Consider the following 299-nt stretch of genomic DNA (forward strand, 5'->3'; position numbering starts at 1 on the left):
GTTCACGCGGTGCTCGTGCGCTGCCGGATCAACCGACTCAACCGTATCGACCGCGTCACCGGTGAACCGATCCGCCGGTATGAGCACGACCACCCTGGGGCGCTGATCCATGTCGACGTCACGAAGTTTGGCAACATCCCCGACGGTGGCGGCCACAAGTTCCTCACCCGGCGCCAGAGCAAGCTCAACGCCCGTGCCCAGGCCCGCCTCACCGGTGAGCGCGGCCACGACTACCGACCTCGTATCGGCACCGCATTCGTCCACACTGTCATCGATGACCACTCCCGGGTGGCCTACGC

Annotated in this window: 1 pseudogene; it reads left to right on the forward strand. The window is 65.9% G+C overall.

Going from position 1 to position 299, the window contains the following annotated elements:
• Positions 1-299: pseudogene (locus tag GSY69_RS13945) on the forward strand (DDE-type integrase/transposase/recombinase); the annotation flags it as partial.

Origin of the sequence: Brevibacterium rongguiense (assembly GCF_009857845.1) — a bacterium.
Taxonomy (GTDB): Bacteria; Actinomycetota; Actinomycetes; order Actinomycetales; family Brevibacteriaceae; genus Brevibacterium; species Brevibacterium rongguiense.